20 protein-coding genes and 1 pseudogene are annotated in these 24,910 nt (G+C 71.2%); 9 read left to right on the top strand and 12 right to left on the bottom strand.

Annotated elements, in window-relative coordinates; translation table 11 throughout:
- Positions 1-141 precede the first annotated feature (141 nt).
- A complete protein-coding gene (locus ACZ5K7_RS45615) occupies positions 142-588 on the top strand; it encodes a DUF2550 domain-containing protein (RefSeq protein ID WP_351710512.1) in 447 nt (148 codons plus the stop codon).
- A 34-nt stretch (positions 589-622) separates the two neighbouring features.
- On the opposite strand, the gene ACZ5K7_RS45610 is transcribed toward ACZ5K7_RS45615, so the two are convergent.
- On the bottom strand, positions 623-2,446 hold the full coding sequence (locus ACZ5K7_RS45610) for a glycosyl hydrolase family 18 protein (RefSeq protein ID WP_468923976.1): 1,824 nt from the start codon (positions 2,444-2,446) through the stop codon (positions 623-625).
- An 85-nt stretch (positions 2,447-2,531) separates the two neighbouring features.
- Positions 2,532-3,335, bottom strand: coding sequence for a LuxR C-terminal-related transcriptional regulator (locus tag ACZ5K7_RS45605; RefSeq protein ID WP_468923984.1), 804 nt, complete (start codon positions 3,333-3,335; stop codon positions 2,532-2,534).
- Positions 3,336-3,532: 197 nt separating this feature from the next.
- On the opposite strand from ACZ5K7_RS45605, the pseudogene ACZ5K7_RS45600 reads away from it, so the two are divergent.
- Positions 3,533-3,997 (top strand): annotated as a pseudogene (locus ACZ5K7_RS45600) (hypothetical protein); the annotation flags it as partial.
- On the opposite strand, the gene ACZ5K7_RS45595 reads toward ACZ5K7_RS45600, so the two are convergent.
- Positions 3,923-4,510: a cob(I)yrinic acid a,c-diamide adenosyltransferase gene (locus tag ACZ5K7_RS45595; RefSeq protein WP_468923973.1), complete on the bottom strand. Its 588-nt coding sequence runs from the start codon at positions 4,508-4,510 to the stop codon at positions 3,923-3,925. The pseudogene ACZ5K7_RS45600 and the gene ACZ5K7_RS45595 overlap by 75 nt on opposite strands.
- Positions 4,511-4,761: 251 nt before the next feature.
- Here ACZ5K7_RS45595 and ACZ5K7_RS45590 point away from each other — a divergent pair, with 251 nt between their 5' ends.
- The 3 genes from ACZ5K7_RS45590 to ACZ5K7_RS45580 all read left to right on the top strand — a co-directional run bounded on the left by ACZ5K7_RS45590 (position 4,762) and on the right by ACZ5K7_RS45580 (position 8,941).
- The gene (locus ACZ5K7_RS45590) at positions 4,762-5,610 is read left to right on the top strand and encodes a 3-hydroxyacyl-CoA dehydrogenase family protein (protein WP_351710518.1); all 849 of its coding nucleotides are present in this window, start codon (positions 4,762-4,764) and stop codon (positions 5,608-5,610) included.
- 186 nt (positions 5,611-5,796) lie between these two features.
- Positions 5,797-6,120: an STAS domain-containing protein gene (locus tag ACZ5K7_RS45585; protein ID WP_186284954.1), complete on the top strand. Its 324-nt coding sequence runs from the start codon at positions 5,797-5,799 to the stop codon at positions 6,118-6,120.
- 319 nt (positions 6,121-6,439) lie between these two features.
- Positions 6,440-8,941, top strand: a complete 2,502-nt coding sequence (locus ACZ5K7_RS45580; RefSeq protein ID WP_468923968.1) for an ATP-binding protein — start codon at positions 6,440-6,442, stop codon at positions 8,939-8,941.
- Between the two features lie 558 nt (positions 8,942-9,499).
- Here the strand turns inward: ACZ5K7_RS45580 and nucS are convergent.
- Positions 9,500-10,171 (bottom strand): endonuclease NucS, encoded by a 672-nt coding sequence (gene nucS, locus ACZ5K7_RS45575; protein WP_453382518.1) that lies wholly within the window; start codon positions 10,169-10,171, stop codon positions 9,500-9,502.
- 340 nt (positions 10,172-10,511) lie between these two features.
- On the opposite strand from nucS, the gene ACZ5K7_RS45570 reads away from it, so the two are divergent.
- Positions 10,512-10,904 carry an SCO5389 family protein gene (locus ACZ5K7_RS45570; protein ID WP_351710524.1) on the top strand — a complete coding sequence of 131 codons (393 nt, stop codon included), beginning with the start codon at positions 10,512-10,514 and terminating at the stop codon, positions 10,902-10,904.
- Between the two features lie 106 nt (positions 10,905-11,010).
- On the opposite strand, the gene ACZ5K7_RS45565 is transcribed toward ACZ5K7_RS45570, so the two are convergent.
- Positions 11,011-12,039, bottom strand: coding sequence for an LLM class flavin-dependent oxidoreductase (locus ACZ5K7_RS45565; protein ID WP_351710526.1), 1,029 nt, complete (start codon positions 12,037-12,039; stop codon positions 11,011-11,013).
- 223 nt (positions 12,040-12,262) lie between these two features.
- On the opposite strand from ACZ5K7_RS45565, the gene ACZ5K7_RS45560 reads away from it, so the two are divergent.
- On the top strand, positions 12,263-12,604 hold the full coding sequence (locus tag ACZ5K7_RS45560) for an ATP/GTP-binding protein (RefSeq protein WP_351710528.1): 342 nt from the start codon (positions 12,263-12,265) through the stop codon (positions 12,602-12,604).
- 7 nt (positions 12,605-12,611) lie between these two features.
- Here ACZ5K7_RS45560 and ACZ5K7_RS45555 read toward each other — a convergent pair whose 3' ends face one another.
- The 7 genes from ACZ5K7_RS45555 to mce form a co-directional block, all read right to left on the bottom strand.
- Entirely contained in the window at positions 12,612-13,493 is an 882-nt protein-coding gene (locus ACZ5K7_RS45555; protein ID WP_468923962.1) for an ABC transporter permease, read from the bottom strand.
- Positions 13,490-14,755: an ABC transporter ATP-binding protein gene (locus tag ACZ5K7_RS45550; RefSeq protein WP_468923959.1), complete on the bottom strand. Its 1,266-nt coding sequence runs from the start codon at positions 14,753-14,755 to the stop codon at positions 13,490-13,492. The genes ACZ5K7_RS45555 and ACZ5K7_RS45550 overlap by 4 nt, the downstream gene beginning before the upstream one ends.
- Positions 14,756-14,875: 120 nt before the next feature.
- The gene (locus ACZ5K7_RS45545; RefSeq protein WP_468923956.1) at positions 14,876-15,652 is read right to left on the bottom strand and encodes an ABC transporter permease; all 777 of its coding nucleotides are present in this window, start codon (positions 15,650-15,652) and stop codon (positions 14,876-14,878) included.
- A complete protein-coding gene (locus ACZ5K7_RS45540; RefSeq protein ID WP_351710536.1) occupies positions 15,652-16,608 on the bottom strand; it encodes an ABC transporter ATP-binding protein in 957 nt (318 codons plus the stop codon). The genes ACZ5K7_RS45545 and ACZ5K7_RS45540 overlap by 1 nt, the downstream gene beginning before the upstream one ends.
- A 255-nt stretch (positions 16,609-16,863) precedes the next feature.
- Entirely contained in the window at positions 16,864-17,799 is a 936-nt protein-coding gene (locus tag ACZ5K7_RS45535; protein WP_089098739.1) for a coiled-coil domain-containing protein, read from the bottom strand.
- Positions 17,800-17,994: 195 nt separating this feature from the next.
- On the bottom strand, positions 17,995-21,843 hold the full coding sequence (scy, locus tag ACZ5K7_RS45530) for a polarized growth protein Scy (RefSeq protein WP_468923951.1): 3,849 nt from the start codon (positions 21,841-21,843) through the stop codon (positions 17,995-17,997).
- Positions 21,844-22,065: 222 nt separating this feature from the next.
- Positions 22,066-22,506: a methylmalonyl-CoA epimerase gene (gene mce, locus ACZ5K7_RS45525; protein WP_093499037.1), complete on the bottom strand. Its 441-nt coding sequence runs from the start codon at positions 22,504-22,506 to the stop codon at positions 22,066-22,068.
- Positions 22,507-22,655: 149 nt separating this feature from the next.
- Here mce and ACZ5K7_RS45520 point away from each other — a divergent pair, with 149 nt between their 5' ends.
- Together ACZ5K7_RS45520 and meaB are read left to right on the top strand one after the other, a co-directional pair.
- Positions 22,656-23,861: an acetyl-CoA C-acetyltransferase gene (locus tag ACZ5K7_RS45520; RefSeq protein WP_351710541.1), complete on the top strand. Its 1,206-nt coding sequence runs from the start codon at positions 22,656-22,658 to the stop codon at positions 23,859-23,861.
- Positions 23,862-23,908: 47 nt separating this feature from the next.
- Positions 23,909-24,865, top strand: coding sequence for a methylmalonyl Co-A mutase-associated GTPase MeaB (gene meaB / locus ACZ5K7_RS45515; RefSeq protein ID WP_351710543.1), 957 nt, complete (start codon positions 23,909-23,911; stop codon positions 24,863-24,865).
- The last annotated feature ends 45 nt before the right edge of the window (positions 24,866-24,910 follow it).

Below are 24,910 nucleotides of genomic sequence, written 5' to 3'. Positions count from 1 at the left end.
ACCCCCCTTAAACTTTTTTTTTTTTCTCTCCCCCCCCCCCCCCCCCCCCCCGGCCCCCCCCCCCCCCCCCCCCCCCCGCGGCTGAGGTAGATCTGGGTCTTTTTACGTTCCATTACCTAGGAGACGAGGAGGTCGGTGCCGATGGTCCTCGCTCTGACTGTGTGCGGAATCGTGGTCGCGCTCGTGGTGGTGGGACTCTTCCTGTTCGGACTGCGGCGCAGACTGATCCAGCGCTCCGGCGGCACCTTCGACTGTTCGCTGCGCTGGGACGTCCCCGAGAAAACGGACACCAGCGGCAAGGGCTGGAGCTACGGCGTGGCCCGCTACAACGGCGACAGCGTCGAGTGGTACCGGGTCTTCTCCTACGCCTACCGGCCCCGCCGGGTCCTGGAACGCGACCGGATCGAGGTGGCCGGCCGCCGCCTCCCGGAGGGCGAGGAGGAACTGGCCCTGCTCTCCGACGCCGTGATCCTCACCTGTGTCCATCGCGGCACCCGCCTCGAACTCGCCATGAGCGACGACGCGCTGACCGGATTCCTCGCGTGGCTGGAAGCAGCCCCGCCCGGACAGCGGGTGAACGTGGCGTAGCCACGTTCACCCGCTGGGTGGGGGTCCCGCTTTACTACAGGTTGGAGTTGATGGCGCTCACCAGCTCGCCGTTGCTGGTGTCACCGCTGAACTCCCAGAAGAACGCGCCGCCGAGACCCTGGGTCTTGGCCCAGCTCATCTTCCCGGCGATCGTCGAGGGAGTGTCGTAGGACCACCAGTTGCTGCCGCAGTGCGCGTACGCGGTGCCCGCGACGGTGCCGGTGGCCGGGCAGGAGGTCTTGAGCACCTTGTAGTCCTCGATGCCCTGCTCGTAGGTGCCCGGCGCCGGACCGGTGGCCGTACCACCGGGCGCGTCCTGCGTCACGCCCGTCCAGCCGCGGCCGTAGAAGCCGATGCCGATCAGCAGCTTGCTCGCGGGCACGCCCTTCGACTTGAACTTGGCGATCGCGTCGGCCGTGGTGAAGCCGGGCGTCGGGATGCCGGTGTACGTGGTGAGCGGGGAGTGCGGGGCGGTCGGGCCGTCCGCGTCGAAGGCGCCGAAGAAGTCGTACGACATCACGTTGTACCAGTCGACGTACTGGGCCGCGCCCGCGTAGTCCGCGGCGTCGATCTTGCCGCCGGAGGTGCCGTCCGCGGTGGTGGCCGCGGTGACCAGGTTGTTCGAGCCGAACTTGGCGCGCAGCGCGGCCATCAGGTTCTTGTAGGCCGCGGCCCCGCTGGTGTCACAGCTCAGCCCGCAGGCGTTCGGGTACTCCCAGTCGATGTCGATGCCGTCGAAGACATCGGCCCAGCGCGGGTCCTCGACCAGGTTGTAGCAGGAGTCGGCGAACGCGGTCGGGTTGGCCGCGGCCTGGGCGAAGCCGCCGGACCAGGTCCAGCCGCCGAAGGACCAGAGGATCTTGATGTTCGGGTACTTGGCCTTCAGCTCGCGCAGCTGGTTGAAGTTGCCGGCCAGCGGCTGGTCCCAGGTGTCGGCGACGCCGCTGACCGACTGGTCGGCGGTGAACGTCTTCTGGTAGTCGGCGTAGGCGTCACCGATCGCGCACTGCCCGTTGGTGACGTTGCCGAAGGCGTAGTTGATGTGGGTGATCTTCGCCGCGGAGCCGGACGTCACCAGGTTCTTCACCTGGTAGTTACGGCCGTAGATGCCCCACTCGGTGAAGTAGCCGAGCTTGACCTTGGAGCCGGTGGTCGGGGGAGTGGTGGTCCCGCCGGTGGTGTGCACGGAGACCGCGCCACTGACCGGACCGGTCTGGTTCGCGGTGTCGCGGGCCTGGACGGTGTAGGAGTAGTCGGTGCCGGCCGTGAGACCCGTGTCGGTGTACGACGTGGTGGTCACGGTGGAGACGACCTTGCCGTCGCGCAGCACGTCGTAGTTCTTGACGCCCTTGTCGTCGGTGGCGGCGGACCAGCTCAGCTTCACCGAGGTGTCGGTGATGCCGGACGCGGTCGGGGTGCCGGGCGCGGAAGGCGCCGCGTCACCGGGGACGGTGGTGCCGCCGTCGCAACTGGCGCCGTTGAGCAGGCAGTTGCTCGGCGCGCCGGAGCCCGCGCCGTTGAAGCCGAAGGAGACCGAGGCGCCGGGGGCGATGGAGCCGTTGTAAGACTTGTTCTTGGCGGTCCAGTGGGTGCCGGAAGAGGTGACGTCCGCGTCCCAGGCGGAGGTGACCGAGGTCCCGGAGGGGTAGTCCCACTCGACGGTCCAGGAACTGATCGACGTGGTGCCGGTGTTCTTGACGGTCCACTGGCCGCCGAAGCCGGTGCCCCAGTCCGAGGTCTTGGTGTAGGTGGCGGTGGCGGCCGTCGCGGCCTGGGCGGGGCCCGCGAGGCCGACCAGGCCGGCCAGGGGGAGCAACAGTGTCGCGAACCCTGCCGCGGCTCTGTGTCTGAAGCGCATCCTGCGCCTCCTCTGGGGAGTTGGGGGGCACGACTGAGCCTTCGCGCCCACAGTGCCGCGAGAATAGAAAGGTCTGGACCACCGGTCAATAGGTCTGGACCACTCTGCTGAAACGGGACTGGATCCCCAACTCCTGCGCCAGCACCGCAGCTTGCACCCGGCTGCGCAGCTCCAGCTTCGCCGGCAACCGGCTGACGTGTGTCTTCACCGTGGCCTCGGCCATGTCGAGGCGGACCCCGATCTCCGCGTCGGACAGCCCCTCACCCAGACACCCCAGCACCTCCCGCTCCCGCCGGGTCAGCGCGTCCAGCACGGCCGGACCGGCCCTCGGCCCGCGCACCGGCCCGGCCGCGAACTCCGCGATCAGCCGCCGGGTCACCGCCGGGGCGACGATCCCCTCGCCCCGCGCCACCGTCCGCACCGCCGTCAGCAGGTCCCGCGCGTCCGTGTTCTTCAGCAGAAACCCGGCGGCCCCCGTCCGCAACGCCCCGAACACGTACTCGTCGAGGTCGAAGGTGGTCAGCACCAGGACGTCCGCGAGGCCCTCCGCGACCACCTCCCGGGTCGCCGACACGGGGTGGCGGTGGGCTCCTGGTCGCCGCCACCCGCCACCCGCCACCCGCCACCCGCCACCCGCCTCCCGCAGGATGCCGATGAGCCGCCGCATCTCCGCCAGACCGGCCACGCTGTTCTCCCGGATGACGGTCAGGGCCTCCTTCGAGGTGCCCGGCTCGTCGATCGACGGCGCGGCCGTGGAGTGCAGGGCGATCGCCGACAGGTGGGCCGCGACCAGGTCGTGCAGATCCCGCCCCGTCCGCGCCCCCTCCGCGGTGACCGCCTGGACCCGGTCCTCCCCCCCCATAGCCTCAAGGGCATGGGGGACCCCCATGGCCGGCAGCCCGGTCTGTTCGGCGCGCAGCCCGGCGGCCACCGCGGCGTCCCGGTGGTCGCGGACGATCCAGCCGGTGGCCGCCGGGCCGAACGCCACGATCCCGGTGACCACCCCGATCAGCAGCGCCTCCGGCACCCGCCACACCGCGAACGGCACCAGCGTCGCGGCCACCGTGAGCAGCCCGGTGATCCAGGGGATGGGAGCACGGCCTGGCCGCGCTCTACATCGGCTTCACCGTCGCCTACGGCCACTACACGATCCGCTGGCTGGACGGCCACGCGGCACACCGCCTGGCCGGTGCCCCGCGCCCGCCGAAGCCGCCCCGCTACGGCATGGCGCGCGCCCGCCACGAGGGCGGCCTGTGGCTGCGCACGGTCCTGATGGCGGCGGTCGCCTGCGCGCTGCTCCAGGCCGCGATCCGGTACGTCGGCGACGGCGACACCTCGTCCCCGCGGACCTTCCAGTGGGTGGCGCTCAGGGCCGTCGGCCTCCACGGCCTGGTCGCGCTGACGTACGTGGTCTGGCCGAAGAAGCGGCCGGACGGGACGGCGGACCTGGGGGAGCCGGATCCGGGGGAGCCGGGGTCAGCGCTCCCCGCCGGGGACCCACAGCACGTCGCCGACGTCCTTGTTGGCCGTCCGGGCAAGGATGAACAGTAGGTCCGACAGCCGGTTGAGATAGGTCGCGGTCAGCGGGTTCATGCCGCCGTCCTTCCCTTGGGCGCCGTGCACCTCCAGCGCGGCCCAGGTCGACCGCTCGGCCCGCCGCACGACCGTGCAGGCCTGGTGGAGCAGGGCCGCGCCGGGGGTACCGCCGGGCAGGATGAACGAACGGAGCTTCCCCAGCCCCTCGTTGAAGCGGTCGCAGTCCGCCTCCAGCTTGTCGACGTAGAACTGCTCGACCCGCAGCGGCGGGAACTCCGGGTTCTCCACCACGGGCGTGCACAGGTCCGCGCCGACGTCGAAGAGGTCGTTCTGCACCCGGGTGAGCACCTTGACGACCTCCTCGTCCAGCCCGCCCAGCGCGATCGCCGTCCCGATCACCGCGTTCGCCTCGTTGGCGTCCGCGTACGCCGCGATCCGGAGATCGGTCTTGGCGACCCGGCTCATGTCCCCGAGGGCGGTGCTGCCCTGGTCGCCGGTCCTGGTGTAGATGCGCGTCAGATTGACCATACGGCCAGCGTAGTTACGCTCCGGCGGTCCGGAACACGCGTGTGCCCACCGTCACGGCGAGTGTCGCGAGGGCTCCGGCGATCAGGACGTGGCGCGTAATGAACCATGCCGCGGGGCACGGCTGACAAGACGTGACGGTTGTCTCACGCCCTGAGACCGTGACACGCATTACTTACCGGGTTTCCCGGCCCCTCACGAGCGCTAGGGTCCCGCCCAAGAGGCATACCTAAACAGCGTGTAAGGGGAGTGGAGTGGCACGGAAGCTTGCCGTCATCGGTGCCGGCTTGATGGGTTCCGGCATCGCACAGGTCGCCGCGCAGGCCGGCTGGGACGTGGTCCTGCGTGACGTCACGGACGAGGCGCTGGACCGTGCCGTCGGGGGCATCCAGGCCTCGTACGACAAGTTCGTGAGCAAGGGGAAGCTGGAGGCGCACGACGCCGACGCCGCCCTGGCCCGGATCACCACGACCACCGATCTGGACGCGGCCGCCGACGCCGACCTCGTCGTCGAGGCCGTCTTCGAGAAGCTGGAGATCAAGCACGAGATCTTCCGCGCGCTCGACAAGATCGTGCGCCCGGACGCCGTGCTCGCCTCCAACACCTCCGCCATCCCGATCACCAAGATCGCGGCCGCCACCGAGCACCCGGAACGGGTCGTCGGCGTCCACTTCTTCTCGCCGGTGCCGATGATGCAGCTCGTGGAACTGGTCCGCGGCTACAAGACCAGCGACGAAACCCTCGCCACCGCGCGGGAGTTCGCCGAGTCCGTCGGCAAGACCTGCATCGTCGTCAACCGGGACGTCGCCGGCTTCGTGACGACCCGGCTGATCTCGGCGCTCGTCGTCGAGGCCACCAAGCTGTACGAGTCGGGCGTCGCCACCGCCGAGGACATCGACCTGGCCTGCAAGCTGGGCTTCGGTCACGCCATGGGCCCGCTGGCCACGGCGGACCTCACCGGCGTCGACATCCTGCTGCACGCCACCGGCAACATCTACACCGAGTCGCAGGACGAGAAGTTCGCCCCGCCGGAACTGATGCGCCGGATGGTTGACGCCGGTGACATCGGGCGCAAGAGCGGGCAGGGCTTTTACACGTACTGAGACATCAGTACGTAGAGCCTCTGAACCGCCTCCGAAAACGCACAAGTCCCGGGAGTTTCACTCTCGGGGGTGAATTCGGTATCGGTTCGCTTACAGATGGCAACCTCTGGCGGTCGAACGCAGTCAGAGGTTGCATCACCGGACATCACTTTCACGGAGTAGGACACGCACTCTCGGGGAGCGCATATGCACATCAGGGGCGACCACGCCGAGCTGGTCGTCGGGGGCCGCCTCGACGTGCGCAGCGCGGCGGACGCCCGTACGGTCCTGCACTCGGCCGTCGACGACGGAGTCGGCGATCTGGTGCTGGACCTGTCCGAGCTGGACTCCTGGGACGCCACCGGACTCGGGGTGATCATGGGGGCCCACCGGCGGGCCGGCCGCTGCGGCCGCCGCCTGGTGCTGCGCGGTGTACCGCCGCAGATGCAGCGCCTGCTGGTGGCCACCAGGCTGCACCGGATCCTGGCGATCGAGGGGGGAATCGGGGTGGAGTCGCTGCCCCGGGTGTGACACCGGGACCGGGGAGCCGCACCGGCACCGGGTGTGCGGCAGCGAACGGGTGGGACACGGTGCGCACCGGGCGACGGGGGTGACCCGGACGGACCGCGCACAAGCGCATGTCAGGCGCAATCCTCACGAGACTGTGATGTCTTGGACGGCGCGGTACCCCGGACTGTCGTAGATACTGTGCGAAGGTTTAGGGTTCGGTCGCCCGCTGCCTTGTCACCCTTCGAGCGCGGGCCCGGACCAGAAGCGACAGCGCAGTGTGCAAAAGGCCGGGAGGGGCCCGCATTCACGGCACACCACGCTTTTGGGGGGCTAGGAACCTATGGACCCGATCAACCCGGGACCCGAGGCGTACGGCCATGGCGGCGACGGCACCACGCCGCGCCAGCGCCCGCCGAGGGAATCCCTCACCAACGACTTCGGCCAGAGCACCCCGGCGGTCGTCCGCACGGCGCGGCTGGTCTCCGGCGACTTCCTGCTGACCGTGAACCCGGTCGACGGCAGCGAGATAGAACCCTGCCCGCCGACCGACCGTCCCGCCAGACCGGAGAAGCGCACCGCCGCCGAACGCGCCGAGTACGAGCGCGCCGCCCGGCCGCCGGTGCCGCCCGGTCCCGCCCAGCCCGAGCTGCCGCTCCTGGAGCGCCAGGACGACCGCGAGCGTCTGGTACGACTCCTCGCCCGCGGCCGCTCCGTCCGCCTCACCGGCCCCTCGGGCTCCGGCCGCACCGCGCTCCTCGACCTTGTCGCCGACGACTGCTCGGACCTCGCCCCCGACGGAGTGGTCCGCCTCAGCGGCTTCCACCGCACGTCCGCGGACCTGCTCCACGATCTCTTCCACGCCGTCTACAAGGCGCCGGGGCACCGCCCCGACCACGACGAGCTCCTCGAACTGGTCCGTGAGATCGGCGCGGTCGTCGTCCTCGACGACATCGAGTTCGGCGGCTCCGGACTCGACGAGCTGATCGACGCCACCCCCGAGTGCGCCTTCCTGATCGGCGCCACCCCGGACGTGCCGGCTCCCACCGCCGAATCCGCCGTCGAGGAGCTCTTCCTCAGCGGCCTGGAGCGGGCCGGGGGCGTGGACATCCTGGAGCGCACGGTCGGCCGGGTGCTCAGCGAGGAGGAGGCCAACTGGGCCGGCGACCTCTGGTTCGAGTCGGAGGGCCTGCCGCTGCGGTTCGTCCAGGCGGGCGCGCTGCTGCGCCAGCGCGACCAGCTGCGGGCCAGTACCGGCGCCGTCGACGAGCTCGGCGTCTTCGCGTCCGAGCTGTCCGACATGTCGGTCGACGTGCCCTTCGACGCCGAGGTGGCCGACGAGGTCCCGCTGCCGTCCCTCGGCGAGGCCGCCGCGCCCGCACCGCTGCTCGCCGCCCGCCTCAGCGCCTCCGCCCGCGCCACCCTGCGCTTCGCGGTCGCCCTCGGCGGCGAGGTCCCGCACCAGGCCCATCTGCCCGCCCTCGTCGGCGACACCCACGCGGACGCCGCCCTCGGCGAACTGGCGGGCTGCGGACTGGTCTCCCCGGTCGGCTCCCGCTACCGGCTCGCCGCGGGCGTCCAGCAGCAGCTGGAGGCCGCCGGATACGCCGACGACACCGAGGTCCAGGCCCTCGCCGCCGGCCAGCACTACTCCTGGTGGGCCGGGCACCCCTCGGTCACCCCGGACCGGGTGTGCGCCGAGGCGGACGCGATCCTCGCCGCCCTGGCGGTCCTTGTGCCCGCCACCGTGCCCCCGGCCGAGGACGAGGAGTCCACGCCGGTACGGCTGGCCCGCACGGCCGCCCCCGCGTTCGCGGCCGGGCTGCACTGGAGCGCCTGGGAACGCGCGCTGCGCGCCGGTGCGGAGGCCGCCCGCCTTGCCGGCGAGGTAGGTGAACAAGCCTATTTCCACCATGAGTTGGGGATACTCGCGCTCTGCGGTGGCCAGCTGGACCGGGCCCGGGCCGAGTTGGAGGCCTCCATCGGGCTGCGCGGGGCGCTCTCCGACAAGCGGGGTACGACGGCCGGCCGGCGTGCGCTGGCGCTGGTCGCCGACCGCTCGGGCGAGGCCATTCCCGGCCTCGCCGCGATGGCGGGCGACGAGATCCCCGACGCCCGCCACGAGGAGTCCATATCCCCGGCGGGCGGCGTCACGACGCCCTTCCCGGCCGTCCACTCCCCGATCTCGGACACGCTGGTCACCCGCCGCGTCCCGGCGCAGTCGCCGTCGGCCCGGGGCGGCGGCGGTCTCGTCCGCATGGCCCGCCGCAACGTGGTGGCGGTGGGCTCGGGCGTGCTCCTCACCGCGGTCCTCGGCACGGTGGTGGGGCTCGGCATGACCTCCCACGACAACGCCGACAACCCGGCCAACAACGTGAGCGTCAACCCCTCGGCGAGCGAGGGCACGGGCGACGGCACCCTGGGCGCCGACCCCAAGCAGTCGTCGGGCACGGGGGACACGGGCACGACGACGACCGAACCGACGGACCCCGGCCCCGACGGCACACTCGGCACGTCGGACGACCCGACACCGCCGTCGGACGAGGCGACGCCTTCGGAGACGCCGACGGGCACGAAGGGATCGTCGGGCGGCGGTACGACTCACTCGCCGTCCAAGTCGCCGACTCCGACGCCGACGCCTTCGAAGTCGGTCTCACCGAGCCCTTCGAAGACGTCCGAGTCACCGACGCCGAGCGAGTCGCCTTCGCCCTCGTCGTCGGGCCCGACCGACACCCCCAGCACAGCCGACTCGGCAAGCGGCCCGACGTCCGACTCCCCGACGGTGACGACATCGAGCGCCTCAGAGGGCACCACCCCCGGCACCTCGACCGGCACGCTGATCTGACAACCCACCAACACCCCACCCCGGCGGCCGCCCGGCCTTCGGACGGCTACCCGGGCTTCCGGCGGCCGCCCGGGCTTCGGGTGGCTGCCTCGGCTTCCGGCGGCCGCCTGGGCTTCGGGTGGCTGCCTCGGCTTCCGGCGGCCGCCGAGGCTTCGGGTGGCTGCCCCGGCTTTGGGTGGTCGCTTCGGCTTCGGGTGGCTGTCCCGGCTTTGGGCGGCCGCCGAGGCTTCGGGTGGCTGCCCCGGCTTTGGGTGGTCGCTTCGGCTTCGGGCGGCCAGCCCTGCTTCCGGTGGTCACCCCGGCCTCCCGCGCCCGCCCCGTTTTCCGCCGCGACGGTGCTCAACCATCATGGTGCGGGCCGGCGGTGCCGAACCCGGTTCAGGCCGGTCCGGCACCGCCGGTCACCGCCGCACGGGCTGTGCACCGTCGCGGCGGGACACGGGGCGGGCGTCGGTCGATGCGGCGGACGCCGATTTACACCCCGGCGCTGTTGGAACCCCGGCGCCTTGGGAACCGCGGTGCCTTGGGAACCGCGGCGCCTTTGGAACCGCGGTGCCTTCAGAACAGGCGCAGTTTGTCGTCCTGTACGCCCCGCAGTGCGTCGTAGTCCAGGATCGTGCAGCCGATGCCGCGGTCCGTGGCGAGGACGCGGGCCTGCGGCTTGATCTCCTGGGCCGCGAAGACGCCGCGCACGGGGGCGAGATGCGGGTCACGGTTCAGCAGGTCCAGGTAGCGGGTGAGCTGTTCCACGCCGTCGATCTCGCCCCGGCGTTTGATCTCGACCGCCACGGTCCGGCCGTCGGCGTCCCGGCACAGGATGTCCACCGGCCCGATCGCCGTCATGTACTCGCGGCGGATCAGGGTGTAGCCCTCGCCGAGCGTCTCGATACGGTCGGCCAGCAGCTCCTGGAGGTGCGCTTCCACGCCGTCCTTGATCAGGCCCGGGTCCACGCCCAGCTCGTGCGAGGAGTCGTGCAGGACCTCCTCCATCGTGATGATGAGCTTCTCGCCCGCCTTGTTGATGACGGTCCAGACGCCTTCCTCGTCGCCCGCCCCCTCCTTGAGGGTGCACGGCGGCGACATCCAGTTGAGGGGCTTGTAGGCCCGGTCGTCCGCGTGGATCGAGACGCTGCCGTCCGCCTTGACCAGGATCAGACGGGGGGCCGAGGGAAGGTGGGCGGTGAGCCGGCCGGCATAGTCGACGGAGCACCGGGCGATGACGAGACGCATGGTCGGCAACGCTACTCGACGCCCCGCCCTCCACGCGATTCGGTCGCCGTCTCCGGCCGTCACCCTCAACCGAGGCCCTAGGGGCCGCACCTCTTGATCTGCCCTCCGACCGGGCCCCCGCGACCGGTCCTGACGAGTCGCCTGCACACGCCTGTTCAACCCTGGCCGATTGTGTGCCTAAAGGGACCGTCGCATATACGCAATCTCCTGGTGGGGTCACCGTCCGTTGCCTACCGTAGTAAACGGGAGGTCGCGAAGTGTGTACTCAGAGTGTTCGGTATCGCGAACTCCCCTACCTGTCCGGCAACCCCTGCTGTTCGGGGGTGCGAGAGGAGAACCCATGTCGCTCGACGTCTCACCGGCCCTACTCGAACAGGCCGAGCGAGGCGAGGTCGATGAAGCAGATTTCGTCGACTGCGTCCGGACCTCCCTGCCCTACGCATGGGAGATGATCAGCTCCCTGGTGGCCCAGCTGAAGGTGGACGGCGGAGAGTTCGCCGACAACCAGACGCCCCCGCCGGACGAGCAGGCACGCGGTCAGCTGCTGCGTGCGCTCGCGAGTGACGCCATACGCGGCGCCCTGCAGCGGCACTTCGGTGTGCGGCTCGCCTTCCAGAACTGCCACCGTGTCGCGGTGTTCCCGCTGGACGTCTCGGTAGACGCCAGGCTGGCCCGCTTCACCTCGGTGCGCAGTCAGCTGCTGAACCAGTCCCCGGAGCTCCGGGACTGCTGACGCGGAGCTCCGGTACTGCTGACGCAGTGAGCCGCTTGCTTGCCGCTCCACACGCGGGAGGTGCAATCAGTCACTGGGGCGGCAAGCTCCCCGCGGAGGTGTGAGGTCACCGGAGGTGCGGCAGTACCTCGGCACCCAGCCGTCGTACGTTCTCCTCCGTGGCCGCAAGGTCCCCCGAGCCCTCGGTCAGCAGGGCGAATCGGGAGATGCCGGTCCGCTCGGAGGTCGCCGCGAGCCGGTCGGCACACAGCCGCGGGGTCCCCACCGGGTGCAGTCCGCAGAGCAGTTCGGTGTAGGCGAGCGGGTCGCGCATCGAGCGGGACCGGCCGTCCACCGTCGTGTGGGCCTCCAGGCCCTGCTTCAGCCACCCCGGCATCGCCTTCGTCAGCGTCTCCACGGCGTCGGTGCGCCGGTCGGCGATCTGGCAGACGCCGGCGGAGACATGGGCCGCGCCGAGGATCTCCTCGGCCGGCCTTCCGGCCGCCCGCGCGTGCTGCCGCCACAGCGCGACCATCTCGGCCTTCTCCTCGTCCCCGACGTGCATCCCGAGCAGCATCGCCAGCCCCCGCTCGGCGGCCAGCCGGACGCTCGCCGGAGAGGTGCACGCGACCACCACCTCCGGCCCCGGCGCCTCCGTCAGCGCCTCCGACGGGCGTGGTACGACCGGGACTTCACGGAACGAGAAGCGCGGGCCGGAGGCCGACACGGCCGGTTCGCGCAGCCAGCGCATCAGCAGTTCGAGTGATTCCGGGAAGCCGTGTTCGTACGCCTCGAGTCCGCTCCCGAACACCTCCAGATCCACCCAGGGGCCGCCCCGCCCCACGCCGAGCGTGAAGCGGCCACCGCTCGTCACGTGGAGCAGTGCGGCCTGCTCGCCGAGCGCCACCGGGTGGACCGTGGGCAGCACACTCACCGCCGTGCCGACCCCGAGACGCCTGGTGCGGCCCAGCAGTAAAGCCGCCAGCGTGACCGCGGACGGACACGTGCCGTACGGCACGAAGTGGTGCTCGGCCAGCCAGACCGCGTCCAGGCCGGCCTCCTCGGCCACCTCCGCCGTGCGCACCGCCCGGTGCAGCGCCTCCCCCTGGCCCTGGCCAGGGAACTGGGCGGCCAGCACAAAACTTCCTACGCGCATCGCAATTTCCTGCTTTCCTGGCTCCTACCCGGAGCTCCCCCACCCGGCATAACCGTCTGACACGTGCCGAGGACACGGCCTGGCGAAGAGATTTGCGGATTGTCTGGAGAATGGGTCGCCCTGGAGGGGGACTTGTACGGGTTGGTGCCCTACGCGTACCCCCGCGCGCGCGTCGTAGGCTGGACACAGCCCTTGCTTCCTGTATAGCCCCGAGAGGTGTCCCGTGTCCCCGCGTCGCAACCGACCCAAGGGCCCGAGTGGAGCCACTTCCTCCGGCCGGAGCGCCGAGGACGACCACGCGGACCGGTACGGGGGCTGGCAGTCCAGCGAGAGCTGGCAGGGCGAGGAGTGGAGCGTGCGCCATGTCGCGGGCGCCAGCGCGGTCGGCAAGACATACCGGTGCCCGGGGTGCGACCAGGTGATTCCCTCCGGTGTCCCGCATGTCGTGGCCTGGCCGGAGCACTCGGGCGTCGACGAGCGCCGGCACTGGCACAAGGCCTGCTGGAACGCGAAGGACCGCCGCACCACGCGGGTGCAGCGGTCCCGTAACGCGCCGAGGTTCTAGTGAGAACTCACACGTCCCGCTTCTCCAGCAGCGCGTAGGCGCCGGCGAACGCGACGGCCGTCACGAGCAGGATGATCCACAGCGGGTCCCAGCCCGAAGGGCCGGAATCGCTGAGGGAGTTGGAGTAGAAGACGCTCAGCTGGTTCGGGATCGAGTACTCGAACAGGGCCGTGCGCACCTTCTCCAGCGACTGCGAGAACATGAACAGCGCGATCACCAGCGGGGCGAGCACCGCGCCGATCATGATGGTGATGGCGCCCGCCGAGTGCCGGATGATCGAGCCGATGATCAGCGAGAGCAGCCCGAGCAGCGCGATGTAGAGGCTGACGCCGAAGGTGCCCTTCAGCCATTCCCCGCCGGTCGGCGTCCGGGCCACGTCGCTCAGCATCGACACCTGCGTCATGGCCACGAACGCGCTGGTCGCGAGGGTGAACACGAACGCGACCACGAAGAAGACGATCGCCTTCGCCGCGAGCACCCGCGCGCGGGAGGGGCAGGCCACCATCGTCGTACGGATCATTCCGGTGCCGTACTCGGAGGCCGTGGTCAGCACGCCCAGCGTGATGATGCACATGCTGCCGAGGAGCAGGCCGAAGAAGCCGAGCGACAGCGCGTTCTCGCCGGACAGGTCGTCCGACGAGGAGGAGCTGCTGACCACCGCGCCGGCCAGCAGGCCGATGCCGACGACGAGGAGAACGAAGACACCGAGCGTCCAGATCGTCGAGCGCACCGAGCGGATCTTCGTCCACTCCGAGGCGATGGCGTGCCCGAGGTGGGTGCGTACCACCGGGATCGGCGAGGTGTAACCGGGGTACGGACCGCCGGGCGCCGCCTGCCAGTCGGGCGCGGCCGGAGCTGCCTGCGGCATCGGGGGCTGGTGGGTGCTCATCGGGCGTCCTCGGGCTTGGTCAGGTCGGCGGGGGCGGGGGCGGGGGCGGGGGCGGGCGCGGGAGCCGGCTGGGACGATCCAGCGGTCGCCGGGGCGGTCGCCGGGGCCGGTGCGGCGTAAGGGTTGGGGTTGGGGTGGGGAGCGGCCTGGGGAGGCCCGTAGGGGGCCTGCGGGGCGCCGTACGCGCCTGCGGGCGCCCCCTGCGCGCCGTACGGCCCCGCGAACGGCTGGCCGCCCTGCTGGGGCGGCGGCGGGGCGTACCAGCCCGGCTGGCCCTGCCCGGGGACCGGCATCGGCGGCTGCGCGCCGGGCGGCAGCGGCTGCTGGAAGCCGGCCTTCTGGTCGACGGTGGAGCGGTAGTCCACGGCGCCCTGCGTCATGCGCATGTACGCCTCCTCGAGCGAGGCCTGGTGCGGCGAGAGCTCCCACAGCCGTACGTCCGCCTCGTGCGCGAGGTCGCTGATCTGCGGCAGCGGCAGGCCGGTCACCCGGAGCGCCCCGTCCTGCTCGGGCAGGACATGGCCGCCGGCCTCGGTCAGCGCCGAGCTGAGCTTCTCGCGCAGCTGCGGCTCGGTGTCAGGGGTGCGCACCCGCGCGAAGTCGGCGGAGTTGGCCGAAATGAAGTCCGTCACACTCATGTCGGCGAGCAGCTGGCCGCGCCCGATGACGATGAGGTGGTCGGCGGTCAGCGCCATCTCACTCATCAGGTGGGAGGAGACGAAGACGGTACGGCCCTCGGCGGCGAGGGACTTCATCAGGTTGCGCACCCAGAGGATGCCCTCGGGGTCGAGGCCGTTGACCGGCTCGTCGAAGAGCAGCACCTGGGGGTCGCCGAGCAGCGCGGCGGCGATGCCGAGACGCTGGCCCATACCGAGCGAGAAGCCCTTGGAGCGCTTTCCGGCCACGTCCTGGAGGCCGACCACACCGAGCACCTCGTCGACCCGGCGGGCCGGGATGGCGGAGAGCTGGGCCAGGGAGAGCAGGTGGTTGCGGGCGGACCGGCCGCCGTGCACCGCCTTGGCGTCGAGCAGCGCGCCGACCTTGCGGGCGGCGTTGGGCAGCCTGCGGTAGGGGTAGCCGCCGATCGTCACCGCGCCCGCGGTCGGGTTGTCCAGACCCAGGATCATCCGCATGGTCGTCGACTTGCCCGAGCCGTTGGGTCCCAGGAAGCCGGTGACGGCGCCGGGCCGTACCTGGAAGGAAAGGTTGTACACGGCGGTCTTGTCGCCGTAGCGCTTGGTCAGGCCGACAGCCTCGATCATGCTCCGCACCCATCGAAAGGATCAGGACAGCAGGGCAGACGCCCCCGTAAGGGTTAGGAGGATATCCGGGCGCTGACGGTTCCCATCAAGAGCTGGCAAAGCCGGTCCGAATCGGTCCGGTCACTGCGCATCCCGTTTCCTCAGCAGGACGTACCCGCCGGCGAGCGCGGCGACCACCCACAACCCCATGATCCCGAGGCCGCCCCAGGGCCCGTAGGGGACGTCGTCGCCGACTCTCGGCACCACCTGCATGATGTGGCCGCCCGCCTGGTCCGGCAGGAACCGGCCGATCTTCTTGGTCGCGTCGACGTTGCCGAGGATGTTGGAGATCAGGAAGAAGAACGGCATCAGGATGCCGAGCGACAGCATCGGCGAGCGCAGCATCGCGGCCACGCCCATGGAGAACATCGCGATGAGCGTCATGTAGAGCCCGCCGCCGATGACCGCGCGCAGCACCCCGGTGTCGCCGAGGTGGGCCCGGTGGGAGCCGAGCATGGCCTGCCCGAGGAAGAACGCGGCGAAGCTGGTCACCATGCCGACGACCAGCGCCAGGCCCGTCGCCACCGCGATCTTGCTGAAGAGGAAGGTGGCGCGCCGGGGTACGGCGGCCAGCGAGGTGCGGATCATGCCGGTGCTGTACTCGTTCGACACCACCAGCACGCCGAACACGATCATCGCGAGCTGTCCGAGGGTCAGCCCGGCGAAGCTGATGTTCGTCGGATCGAAGGAGATCCGTTCCCGCGCTGGCATGTTGCCGAACTGGCTGTTCGCCAGCGCGGAGAGCAGCATCCCGAGCGCCACGCTGACGACCACGGCCAGCGACAGCGTCCACACCGTCGAGGAGACGGACCGGATCTTGGTCCACTCGGACCGTACGACCTGGGTGACGACCGCCATCACGCCCCCTTGTCCCAGCCGGAACCCCAGGCCTGCGGCACCGGGGCCGAGTCGGCGTGCGCGTGGTACTCCACGGACTCCGCCGTCAACTGCATGAACGCCTCCTCCAGCGAGGCCTGCTGGACGCTCAGCTCGTGCAGCACGATCCCGTGCCGCGCGGCCAGCTCCCCGATCGGCTCGGCCTTCGCGCCCTCCACCTCCAGCGCCCCGGTACCCGTCTCGACGACGGTGATCCCGGCCCCGTGCAGCACGTCGAGCAGCCGCTCGCGCTGGGGGGAGCGGATCCGGACGTACGACCGCGAGTTGGTCCGGATGAAGTCCGCCATGGAGGTGTCGGCGAGCAGCCGTCCCTGCCCGATGACGACGAGGTGATCGGCGGTCAGCGCCATCTCGCTCATCAGGTGGGAGGAGACGAACACGGTCCGGCCCTGGGCGGCCAGCGACTTCATCAGATTTCGGATCCAGTGGATCCCTTCCGGGTCGAGTCCGTTCACCGGCTCGTCGAACATCAGGATCCGCGGATCACCGAGCAGGGCCCCGGCGATCCCGAGCCGCTGTCCCATGCCCAGCGAGAACCCCTTGGCCTTCTTCCGCGCCACCGCCGTGAGCCCGACGGTGTCCAGCACCTCGGCCACCCGGCGCTTCGGAATCCCGTTGCTCTGCGCGAGGCACAGCAGATGGTTGAAGGCACTGCGCCCACCGTGCACGGCCTTGGCGTCGAGCAGCGCCCCCATGTACGTCAGCGGGTCCTTGAGCTGCGCGTACCGCTTGCCGTCGATCCGCACGTGGCCGCCCGAGGGGTGGTCGAGCCCGAGGATCATCCGCATCGTGGTGGACTTCCCGGCGCCGTTGGGTCCGAGGAAACCGGTCACGATGCCGGGCCGCACGGCGAAGGTGAGGTCGTCGACCGCGGTCTTGTCCCCGTAACGCTTGGTCAGGCCCTCCAGCTCGATCATGCGGCCACGCTAAGACCGGCTCACGGGGGCTGCCACCGGAAGGGGCGGGCCGGGGTAGCGCCGTCTTCGGGTGCGGCGCCGTGGCGGCTGGTCGCGCAGTTCCCCGCGCCCCTTTCCGGGGCGTGCACCTGGCGCCCCTTCAGGGGCGCGGGGAACTGCGCGAGCGACCACATCTCACCCGCACCCGCACGACAAAGGCCCGCACCCCCCGAAGGGCATGCGGGTCTTTGAACGTCGGTCGTTACCCGTCCGCGTTTACCGGGACTGCTGAGCCGGAACCCCACGGGAGATCGGCTCGTCCTCCGCCGGGGAGCTCGCGGCGGCGACCGCCGCACCGGTCAGCGTGGCCAGCATCTCGCGGACGTTGGTCAGCTGGGCGTTGATGCTGTCGCGGCGGTTGGTCAGCGCGGCCAGCTCACGCTCGGATTCCGAGCGGATCCGGTCGGCCTTGGCGTTCGCGTCCGCGACGATGTCCTCGGCCTGACGCTGAGCCGTCTCGACGGTCTGACGCGCCCGGCGCTCCGCGTCGGTGCGCAGCTTCTCCGCCTCGAGGCGCAGCTGCTCCGCGCGGTGCTCGATCTCGGCGAGGCGCTTCTCGGCCTTCTGCTGCCGCGAGGCCAGGTCACGCTCGGACTGCTCACGCCGCTTGGCGAGGTTCGTCTCGAAATCGGCGGCGGCCTGCGCGGCCTTCGCGCGGGTCTCCTCGAAGAGCGCGTCCGCTTCCTCACGCTTGGACTGCGCGTCCTTCTGGGCCTCGGAACGCAGCTGCGAGGCGTCGCTCTTGGCCTTCTCGACGATCCGGACGCCCTCGTCCTCGGCCTTCGCCTTGCGCTCCGCAGCGAACGATTCTGCGTCGTTGCGTACCTGCTGGGCCGCCGACTCGGCGAGCTCACGGTGCTGCTCGGCCGCCCGGCGGGCCTCCTCGCGCAGGTCCTTCGCCTCCTCCTCGGCGAGGCGGAGGATCTTCTCGACACGCGCGCCGAGACCGGCGTACGACGGCTCTGCGTCGGTGACCTGAGCCTGGGCGTTCTGCGTCTCGAGGTGGAGCTCCTCGATGCGCTTTTCCAGAGCGGTGATGCGGGCGAGAGCGCTGTCACGGTCGGAGACGAGCTTGGAGATGCGTTCGTCCACCTGAGCGCGGTCGTACCCACGCCGCACAAGCTCGAAGCCGTAGGGGGAAGTGTCGCTCATGGGGTTCCTGTCGAGTGAGACCGGTGAGGTGATAGGTGGAATCCTAGGGGCCGAAGCGGTGTGTCATCGAGCGGATACGTGTTTGATCTGGAGAATGACACCCCTTTTGGGTGGCTAGCTGTGAGAACGCTTGCCAATGCCTCTGCCAAAGGTTTGGTCAAAAGCACTAGAACAGTACAGAACGGGCACTGGCCTCTAGCCTTCTGACGACTTGCCACCCGATCGAGGGGCACCCACCGTACTGCCCGCCTTGACTCCACCGTCCTTGTTGGACGACGGGGCCTCGAAGGATTCCAACGCCTCCAGGACATCCTGGACACGGGAGATCTCGCCGTTGATGTTCTCGCGGCGGCGCTCCAGGATCTCCAGTTCGCGCTTGCCGGCGTCGACCGTGGCCCGGGCCTCGCGGATCGCCTCGGCCTTGAGTTCCTCGGCCTCCCGGACGAGCGTGGCCTTCTTCTGCTCGGCCTCCTTGAGCAGCCCCTCCGCCTTCTTGACGGCGGCGATCCGGACCTTGCCGGCCTCGGAGTTGGCCTCCGAGACCAGGTCCTTGGCCTTGGCCTGGGCCTTGGCGAGCTGCTCCTCGGCGGCCTTGATGAGTGCGTCACAGCGGTCGCCGGTGGACTTCATGGTCTCGGCGGCCTCGCGACGGGCCCGCTCGTGCAGCCCCTCGATCTCGTTGGTGATGCGGTCGCGCAGCTCCTCCGCCCGCTCCCTTATGGCGGTGGCGTCCCGGCGGGCGCCGACGAGCAGCTCGTCCGCGTCCGTACGGGCCTTCTCCACCAGCGAGTTGCCCTCGACCGTGGCCTGGGACACCAGCCGGTCGGCCTCCTTGCGGGACGCGCCGACCATGCTGTCGGCCTGCGCCTCGGCGTCCGCGGTGGTCTTGTGGGCCTGCTGCTGGGCCTCGGTGAGCAGCTTGTCGGCCTCGGCGGTCGTCTCGTTGATGAGGGTGTCGACCTGCTCGGCCACGTCCTGGCGCCGCTTGTTGGCGTCCTTGCGGGCCTCGTCGAGGGTCCGCTCGGCCTCCTCGCGCGCGGAGTTGAGCATGCGCTCGACCGCCGCCTCCGCGTCCGCCTTGAGCCGCTCGGCGTCGGCGCGGGTCCGCTCGGCGTGCAGCTGGGCGGAGCCGACCGTCTCGGCGGCCTCGGCCCGCAGCCGCTCCGCGTCCCCGGAGGCGTCCGCGATCAGCTTCTCCGCCTTGGCGATGGCGTCCGCGCGGACGCGGTCGGCCTCGGCGATGGTCTCGTTCTGCAGCAGCTCGGCCTCGTTGCGGGCCTCGGTGATGAGGGTGTCCGCCTGGGTCGCCGCGTCCGAGCGGATGCGGTTGGCGTCCTCCCGGGCCTCGCCACGCATGCGCGTGGCGTCCTGCTCGGCCTGCGCGGTGGTGTCGGAGGCCTCGGTGCGCACCCGCTCGGCGTACGCGGACGCCTCCGAACGCAGCCGCTCCGACTCCGCCATGGCTTCGGTCACGGTCCGCTCGGCCAGCGCCTTCGCCGCCTCGGACGCCTCCGCGGCCTCGCGGCGGATCCGGGTCGCATCCTCGCTGGCCCGCTCCCGCTCGGCGTAGGCGTCCGCGCGGACCCGGTCCGACTCCTCCTCGGCCTCCCGGCGGGTCCGGTCCGCCACGTGCTCGGCGGCCGAACGCAGCCCGGCGATCTCCTCCTGCGCCTGCTCGTGCAGCCCCGAGACCGAGTCACGCACCTGCTGGGCGTGCTGCTCGGCGGCGGACACCATCTCGGTGGCCCGCCGGTCGGCCTCCTCGACCAGCCGCACCGCCTCGGCCTGTGCCTCCTCGACGCGGTTGCGCGCCTGGGCCAGCAGGTCCTCGCTCTGCTCGCGGGCCCGCTCGCGCTCCTGGTCGGCCTCCTGGCGGGCGGAACCGAGCAGCTCCTCGGCCTCCCGGCGCCGCCGGGCGGCCTCCTCCTGGGCGGCGGCCAGCGTCTCGGACGCCTCGGTGGACAGCCGCTCGGCCGCCGCCTGCGCCTCGGCGCGGACCCGGTCGGCGGTGTCCTGCGCCTCCTGCTTGAGCCGCTCCGCCTCGGCCGCGGCCTCGGACCGCAGCCGTACGGCGATGGTCTCGCCCTCCGCGCGGGACGCGGACGCGTCTGCGGCGGCCTCGTCGCGCAGCCGTGCGGCCTCGGTCTCGGCCTGCTGCTGGAGCGTGCGGATGCGTTCGGCGGCCTCGGAGCGCAGCCGGTCGGTCTCCTCGCCGGCCTCCCGGCGGATCCGGCCGGCCTCCTCACGGGCCTCGGTGAGCGACTGCTCGGCGTTCGCGAACCGCTCCTCGGCCTCGGTGTGCAGCCGGGTCAGCTCCTCGGCGGCCTCCGCGCGCCGGGCCTCCACGCCCCGCTCGGTCTCCTCGCGCAGCTCGCGCGCGGCCCGCTCGGCATCCTCCTTGAGGGCCTCGGCCTGCTCCAGGACCTCGGTGCGGTGCCGGTCGGCCTCCTGGCGGGTGCGCTCCAGGGTCTCCTCGGCCTGCCGGCGCAGCGTGGTCGCACGCTCGATGGCCTCGGTGCGGACCTTCTCGCTGTCCGCGGTGGCGGTCTGCCGCAGCTCGTCCGCGTCGGCCTTGGCCTTGGCGAGCAGCTCCTCGGCGGACCTGGCCCCCTCCTCGATCTGCTGCACGGCCTCACGCCGGGCCTCGGCGCGGATCGACTCGCCCTCGGCGACCGCGTCGGAACGCAGCTGCTCGGCCTCGCCGCGCAGCCGGCGGGCCTCCTCCTGCAGCTCGACCGTCTTGGCGCGGTACTCCTTGGTGTCGTCCTTCGCCGTGCCCTTGAGCTGCTCGGCGATGTCGTGCGCCTCGGCGCGCAGCCGGTCCGCCTCGGTCTCCGCCTCGGTGCGGATCCGCTCGGCCTCCTCGGCGGCGGCCTTGGTGGTGCGCTTGGCCTCCTCGGCCGCCCTGTTGAGGACGTCCTCGGCGGTCTTGGCGGCCTTGGACAGCTGGGAGGCGCTCTCCTCGGCGGTCAGGGTGCGGGCCTTCTCGGAGGCCTCCGCGATGATCTTCTCGGCCTCGGCCCTGGCGTCCGCGACGACCTGCTCGGCGCTCGCCTTGGTGGCGTCGGCCTCCTTGGTGGCCTCGCTGACCAGCCGGGCGACCTGCTCCTTGGCCGTCTGGGTGCGCTGCTGGTTGGTGGCCTCCGCGCTGGAGAGGGCCTTCGTGGCGCTCGCCTCGGCCTCGGCGACCAGCTTCTCCGCCTCGGACTGCGCCTTGCGCAGCGTCTCCTCGGCCTCCGCGATGCGCTGCTCGGCTGCGCGGCTCAGCTCTCCGGCCTGCCGACGGGCGGTGTCCGACTCCGTCGCGGTGGAGCTGCGCAGCTGCTCCGCGTGGTCGGTGGCCTCCTGGGCCTGCGTGGACGCGGCGTTCAGCAGCCGCTCGGCGTCCCGGCGGGCGCGCAGCAGCAGCTGCTCGGCCTCCGCGCGAGCCGCCTCGGCGTCGCTGGTGACTCGCTGCCGGGCCTCGGTGGCCAGCCGCTCGGCCTCGGCGCGGGCGGCGGCCATGGCCTGCTCGGCCTCGGCCCGCGACTCGTCGAGCAGCCGGCGGGCCTGGGACTCCGTCCGGGCCCGCAGTTGCTCGGCCCACGCCACGTTCTCGTTGACGTGCGACTCGACGGTCTGCCGGCGCTCGGCCAGCTCCTGGTCCAGCTGCTGGCGGCGGGTCACCGCCTCCTGGTGCAGCTCGGCCTGGAGCCGCGCGGCTTGCTCGGCGTGCTCCTGGAGGATGCGCTGGGTCTGCGCCCGGGCCTCCGCGGCCACCCGCTCCGCCTCCTGGCGGATCTGGTCGGCCTGCACCTGGGCGCTCCGCAGCAGCTGCTCGGCGTGATAGCCGATGTCACCGCCCTCGAACGCGGGCCGGGACATGATGGTGCGCCGCGCCTCGTGCAGCTTGGCGCGCAGCACCTCGACCTGGTAGCCGAGGTCCTCGGCATGCTGGATCGCCTTTTCCCGCTCGGTCTTCAGCCGCTTCATCTCGGCCTCGAACCGAGAGAGGTGGTCGACGTCAGCCGCCGGCTCTCGCTCCTGGCTCTCGTAGCCCCGCACTGCGCGGTCCCATCCGTCCCCTGGTCGCAACCTTCTCCGAACGAGCTCCGTCCATCCGCCGAACGGGGCCCCCGGGGAATGGTGTCAGATCAACGGCGGAGCACGGGCTGCTGCCCCGACGCTCGTCCCCCGAAACCCGGACCCCGGCATGCGGCCGCCCCGGCCCTGCGAACGTACGAAGGGGCGACCGCCCCCAACCCTACCGGCCCATATGTACGAGGGTCAGTGCTCAGGTGACTCAACAGCCGCCGAAGTGACCAGTTCTGTCAGTACTCCGTGGCAATCCTTCGGGTGCAGGAAGGTGATCCGCGACCCCATGGAGCCGATCCGTGGCTCCTCGTACAGAACGCGTACGCCCTTGGAACGGATGTCCGCGGCGTCGCCGTCCACATCCGCCGTACCGAAGGCGATGTGGTGGACCCCCTCGCCGTTCTTCGCGAGCCACTTGCCGACCGCCGAGTCCTCCCGGGTCGGCTCCAGAAGCTGCAGGTAGGAGGCGCCTCCGTCGGACGTCTCGTTGATCTTGAGCATGGCCTCCCGCACGCCCTGCTCCTCGTTGACCTCGGTGTGGAACACCTCGAAGCCGTATGTCGCCCGGTAGAACTCGACGGTCGCGTCGAGGTCGTGGCAGGCGATCCCGATGTGGTCGATTCGCGTCAGCATGGATTCAGTGCAGCGCCACGGAGATGGTTACGCAACGTGCCAGCGATCACACTGACGGCCCGATGACGGCACGGAGTGCCACGCAATACATTTTAAGTAAACCCTCGTTCACTCCTCGGCAGTGCAGCCGGTAAGGGGATTCGCAGCTCATGACTTCTGGAACCGCCGGAACCACCTCAGTGATCGTCGCGGGCGCACGGACGCCCATGGGACGACTGCTGGGCTCGCTGAAGTCCTTCTCCGGAGCCGACCTCGGCGGCTTCGCGATCAAGGCCGCCCTCGACCGTGCGGGGATCGGGGGCGACCAGGTGCAGTACGTGATCATGGGCCAGGTGCTCCAGGCCGGCGCGGGCCAGATCCCGGCCCGGCAGGCCGCCGTGAAGGCCGGCATCCCGATGAGCGTCCCGGCGCTCACCATCAACAAGGTCTGCCTCTCCGGCCTCGACGCCATCGCCCTGGCCGACCAGCTGATCCGCGCCGGCGAGTTCGACATCGTGGTCGCGGGCGGCCAGGAGTCCATGACCAACGCCCCGCACCTGCTCCCGAAGTCCCGCGAGGGCTTCAAGTACGGCGCGATCGAGATGCTCGACGCGATGGCGTACGACGGTCTGACCGACGCCTTCGAGAACATCGCCATGGGCGAGTCGACGGAGAAGCACAACACGCGCCTGGGCATCCTCCGCCCCGAGCAGGACGAGATCGCCGCCCTGTCCCACCAGCGGGCCGCCGCCGCGCAGAAGAACGGCGTCTTCGAGGCCGAGATCACCCCGGTCGAGATCCCGCAGCGCAAGGGCGAGCCGGTCGTCTTCAGCAAGGACGAGGGTATCCGCGGCGACACCACGGCCGAGTCGCTGGGCCGGCTGCGGCCCGCGTTCACCCGGGACGGCACGATCACGGCCGGCTCCTCGTCGCAGATCTCGGACGGCGCGGCGGCCGTGGTCGTGATGAGCAAGGCCAAGGCCGAGGAGCTGGGCCTGGAGTGGCTCGCCGAGATCGGCGCGCACGGCAACGTGGCCGGCCCGGACAACTCCCTCCAGTCCCAGCCGTCCAACGCCATCCAGCACGCCCTGAAGAAGGAGGGCCTGGAGGTCGGCGACCTGGACCTCATCGAGATCAACGAGGCCTTCGCCGCGGTCGCCGTGCAGTCAATGAAGGACCTCGGGGTGTCCACCGAAACGGTGAACGTCAACGGCGGCGCCATCGCCCTGGGCCACCCCATCGGCATGTCCGGCGCCCGCCTCGTCCTGCACCTCGCCCTGGAGCTCAAGCGGCGCGGCGGCGGGGTCGGCGCAGCGGCGCTGTGCGGTGGCGGCGGCCAGGGTGACGCGCTGATCGTGCGGGTGCCGAAGGCCTGAGTGCGTTTCCCTGTTTCTCTGAGCGAACGGAATCGAACGGAGCTGTGATGCAGGACGTCTCCTCACTGGTGGCCCAGGCCAGGGAGGGCCGACCGCGTGCGGTGGCCCGGCTGATCTCCCTGGTGGAGGGGGCGTCCCCACAGCTCAGGGAGGTCATGGCGGCACTCGCGCCCTTGACCGGCAACGCGTATGTGGTCGGCCTGACGGGCTCCCCGGGAGTCGGCAAGTCGACCTCCACCTCGGCCCTGGTGACCGCCTACCGCAAACAGGGCAAACGTGTCGGTGTGCTGGCCGTCGACCCGTCCTCGCCCTTCTCCGGAGGCGCCCTGCTTGGCGACCGCGTCCGGATGTCCGACCACGCCTCGGACCCCGGCGTCTACATCCGCTCGATGGCCACGCGGGGCCACCTCGGCGGCCTGGCCTGGGCGGCCCCGCAGGCCATCCGGGTCCTGGACGCGGCGGGCTGCGACGTGATCATCGTCGAGACGGTCGGCGTGGGCCAGTCGGAGGTGGAGATCGCCTCCCAGGCGGACACCTCCGTCGTCCTGCTGGCCCCCGGCATGGGCGACGGCATCCAGGCGGCCAAGGCCGGAATCCTGGAGATCGGCGACGTGTACGTGGTCAACAAGGCCGACCGGGACGGAGCGGACGCCACCGCCCGTGAACTGAACCACATGCTGGGCCTGGGCGAGTCCCGGGGCCCCGGCGACTGGCGGCCCCCGATCGTCAGGACGGTCGCCGCCCGCGCCGAGGGCATCGACGAGCTGGTCGAGGCCCTGGAGAAGCACCGCGCGTGGATGGAGGAGCGGGGCGTCCTGGCGGAACGCCGGCTGGCCCGCGCCGCCCGCGAGGTCGAGACCATCGCGGTGACGGCGCTGCGCGCACGCATCGGAGACCTCCACGGAGACCGACACGTCGACGCACTCGCGGACCGCATCGTGGCGGGAGAGCTGGACCCGTACCGCGCGGCGGACGAACTGGTGGCGGGGCTGACGGAAGGCTAGCCGCCGTAGGCGCGCGGGCCGTCCCCCGGCTGCGGGCCGGTGGTG

Source organism: Streptomyces sp. NPDC031497, assembly GCF_055580905.1.
This window is presented reverse-complemented; position numbering and strand designations above follow the sequence as displayed.